This is a genomic window from Sphingobacterium populi, from assembly GCF_001586775.1.
Classification (GTDB): domain Bacteria; phylum Bacteroidota; class Bacteroidia; order Sphingobacteriales; family Sphingobacteriaceae; genus Sphingobacterium; species Sphingobacterium populi.
Genome location: NZ_LQXS01000027.1, coordinates 1 through 313 on the forward strand (window position 1 = coordinate 1; position 313 = coordinate 313).

Genomic DNA, 313 nt, shown 5'->3' on the forward strand with positions numbered 1-313 from the left:
CAAATCCTTATTCTTTGCAATATGTGTTTGTAGTACGGCATAATCGCAATAGCATGGATGATCAATCACGACTCGATAATGTCCATGCTCATATACAATTTCGATGCCTTCCACCGTGCTAAGCGCTTTCCGAAGACTATTAATCGTGACACCGCGTGAGGAGTTTACACCTACCTTAAATATGAATGGAGAAAATTGCACTAAGAAATCACGCGCAAAAAACTTTGTCAATCACTGTAAAAGATATATTGCGAAAGCTCAGCAGACTGTGTAATACTTCATGATGTTTAAAAATTTTTTTCTTCTTCCTCAA

General features: G+C 37.4%; 1 protein-coding gene. It reads right to left on the reverse strand.

Annotated features, from left to right (window positions below; all coding sequences use genetic code 11):
- Nucleotides 1–231: hypothetical protein (locus A0125_RS15970; RefSeq protein ID WP_197464911.1), on the reverse strand; the 231-nt coding region annotated here is incomplete at its 3' end.
- Nucleotides 232–313 lie beyond the last annotated feature (82 nt).